The organism is Actinomyces sp. ICM58 (genome assembly GCF_000283035.1).
In the GTDB taxonomy this organism is placed as follows: Bacteria; Actinomycetota; Actinomycetes; order Actinomycetales; family Actinomycetaceae; genus Pauljensenia.
Map to the genome: position 1 here is coordinate 1 of NZ_ALIY01000021.1, position 2,873 is coordinate 2,873.

Genomic DNA, 2,873 nt, shown 5'->3' on the forward strand with positions numbered 1-2,873 from the left:
GGGCGCGCGCGGCGTCGCGTCTGGCCGAGGCCTCGGCGTGTGCGCGGGCAGCTCCCCCACCAGATTCAGGACCATCGGCAGCTTTATCGAACGCGCTGTCAGCCTGCGCCTTCCCGGAAGAGGACACCCCAGCCTCGTCCGTAGAGCCGGACAAACGACCGGATCCAGGCACGGCCTTCTCGGCGGCCTCGGCGCGCTCCTGAGCCGCGCGGTATGCACCCCAGGCACGGTCAGCCTCGGCGATCGCTGCCTCCAGGCGAGACGCGGCGGTGGTGGCGTCACCCGTGAGACGGGCGACCTTCTCACGGTGGTCGGCGATGACGCGGTTGACGCGGGCCAACTCGCGGGACGCGGAATCGTCGGCGTCTTCTGCTGCCTCGCGCGCGCGAGTCACGGACGTCAGGGCAGAGCGCGCCTCTTCGACCTGAGCGACCAACGCTGCATCCTCGGCACCGGCGACGCGGGCGCGCTCGTCGAGCACGTCGGGATCCTCGCCGCCAGGAGGCAGCTCGGGGGTCGCGCGCAGGGAAACCTTCTGGCTCGCGGCCATCAGCGTGCCGCGCAGGCGCTCGGTGATCGTGGTCAGCGACTGCCAGTCGGCAGACGCCTGATCGAGCACCGGCGAGGACGCACGTTCAGCATCCTCCAGGCGCGCAAGCTCGGAGCGCGCGGCGGCTATCTGCTCCTCGAGCGACGCCCGGCGCTCGGCCGCCGACTCGTCCGAGGCCTCGAGCACCGACAGCTTGGAAAGCGCAGACGCCAGATCGTCCGCGAGCAGGCGGGCCTTCGCGTCGCGCACGCGCGCCTGAATGAGGGAGGCGCGCCTGGCAACGCGCGCCTGGCGGGCCAGGGGCCCCAGCTGGCGGTGAATCTCGTTCGTCAGGTCCAGGACGCGCACGAGGTTCGCGTCCATGTCCGACAGCTTCTTGAGCGCCCGTTCCTTGCGGCGCCGATGCTTGAGGACGCCCGCGGCCTCTTCGATGAAACCGCGGCGCTCCTCGGGGGTGGAGGACAGGATCGCGTCGAGCTGGCCCTGGCCAACGATCACGTGCATCTGGCGGCCCATACCCGTGTCCGACAGGAGCTCCTGGACGTCCAGGAGACGCACGGGCGAACCATTGATGGAGTACTCCGAGCCGCCCCCGCGGAACAGGGTGCGGCTGATCGTGACCTCCGAGTACTCAATGTCGAGCAGCCCGTCGGTGTTGTCGATCGTCAGGTCCACCTGGGCGCGCCCCAACGCCGCGCGCCCAGATGTCCCCGCGAAGATAACGTCCGCCATGTTCGAGCCGCGCAGCGCGCGTGCCCCCTGCTCGCCCATCACCCAGGCGAGCGCGTCGACGACGTTCGATTTACCCGACCCGTTGGGGCCGACGACGCACGTGATGCCCGGCTCGAGGGCAAGCGTGGTCGCACTGGCGAAGGACTTAAAGCCCCGCAGCGTCAGGTTCTTGAGGTGCACCCTTGCAGGTTACCGGCCCCTCAGTAAATCTCCGGGAACCACAGGGAGATTTCGCGCTTTGCGTTATCCACGGAGTCCGAGCCGTGGATCAGGTTCTCCATGTGGGGGCTGTTCCAGGCGCGGCCCAGGTCTCCGCGGATCGTGCCAGCGGGGGCGGTCGTCGGGTCGGTAGACCCCATGAGGACGCGCATGCCCTCGACGACGCGCTGGCCCTCGACGATCATGGCGACGACGGGGCCGGAGCTCATGAACTCCAGGAGTCCCTCGAAGAAGGGCTTGTCCTTATGGTCGGCGTAGTGCTCGGCGAGCAGCTCGCGGGAGGCGACCATGAGCTTCAGGCCCTTGATCGTGTAGCCCTTTGCCTCGATGCGGCGCAGGATCTCGCCGGTCAGGCCGCGCGCGTAGCCGTCGGGCTTCACGACGATGAGGGTGTGCTCGAGGTCGGGGTCGAGAAGGTGCTGGGGCTCCAGCAGAACACTCTTAGCGCTCACGTTGTCTCCTTTGATTGTCACAGTGGTGCGTTAGCGCTTTCAAGCATATCCGCCAAGGCAGCAACAGCAGCTGTGGCGTCGGCCCCATTTGCTTCGATATGGACCGTGTCGCCCTGCGCGACACCCAGAGCCATGAGGTCGAGCACGGACCCGCCGTCCGCCCCGTTGACGCTCACCTCCGCGTCGAAGGTGCCGGCCAGTCGCACGAAGGCGGCCGCCGGCCGCGCGTGCAGGCCCACGGGGTCTGCGACGACGGCGTCCGCGGACGCCCACAGCGACGAGGCCGGGACCTGTCCCGAGTCCCCGCTGATGAGGGGCACGGGGTCCTTGGGCGCCTCCGGGGCAGGGATGGCCTCGATGCGCGGGGCCACGGAGGCAGCGACTTCGGCGACCTGGCTGAGGCTGTCGCCGAGTTGGGCGCGCACGGAGGCTGCGACGGCGCCCTCGACGAGGGCGGTGTCCACGAAGCGCACGCGCTCGGGCTCGTCGCTCATGTCGATGACGGATTCGACGGTCATCGTGGCCGATCCGAGGTCGGTGAGTACGACAACGCCGCTGCCCTCCCCCTCGACCGCGCCGAGCGCGGCCTCCAGGGCCGCCTCCACGCGGTCGTAAGAGGTGCCGATGCGACCGTCGTCGGTTCCGCCGGCGGCTGTGAAGGGCACGTCGGGGGCCATCTGTGCGGCGAGTTCGCACACGCCGACGGCCAGGGAGGCCGAGTGGGAGACGATGACGAAGGAAACACGCACGCTCATGCCGCGCCCGCCTCGCCAGCTGCGCGCGCGGCGGCACGCAGGATGAGGGAGGTCGAGACCGCCCCGGGGTCCAGGTGTCCGATGGAGCGTTCGCCCAGGTAGGAGGCGCGTCCCTTCGTGGCGCGCAGGGGCTTCGTTGCGGCCGCCCCGGCCTCGGCTGCCGTC

The 2,873-nt window shown here is 69.8% G+C and carries 4 protein-coding genes; all 4 read right to left on the reverse strand.

All coding sequences use genetic code 11. The features are described from left to right. A partial coding sequence (locus HMPREF1138_RS01095) for a chromosome segregation SMC family protein (RefSeq protein WP_009055503.1) occupies positions 1-1,462 on the reverse strand: 1,462 nt, incomplete at its 3' end. A 20-nt stretch (positions 1,463-1,482) separates the two neighbouring features. Beyond that, positions 1,483-1,953, reverse strand: coding sequence for a nucleoside-diphosphate kinase (gene ndk, locus HMPREF1138_RS01100; protein WP_009055505.1), 471 nt, complete (start codon positions 1,951-1,953; stop codon positions 1,483-1,485). Between the two features lie 17 nt (positions 1,954-1,970). Further along, positions 1,971-2,708 (reverse strand): dihydroxyacetone kinase phosphoryl donor subunit DhaM, encoded by a 738-nt coding sequence (dhaM, locus tag HMPREF1138_RS01105; RefSeq protein WP_009055499.1) that lies wholly within the window; start codon positions 2,706-2,708, stop codon positions 1,971-1,973. Beyond that, positions 2,705-2,873: DAK2 domain-containing protein (locus tag HMPREF1138_RS01110; RefSeq protein WP_009055502.1), on the reverse strand; the 169-nt coding region annotated here is incomplete at its 5' end. The genes dhaM and HMPREF1138_RS01110, both read right to left, overlap by 4 nt.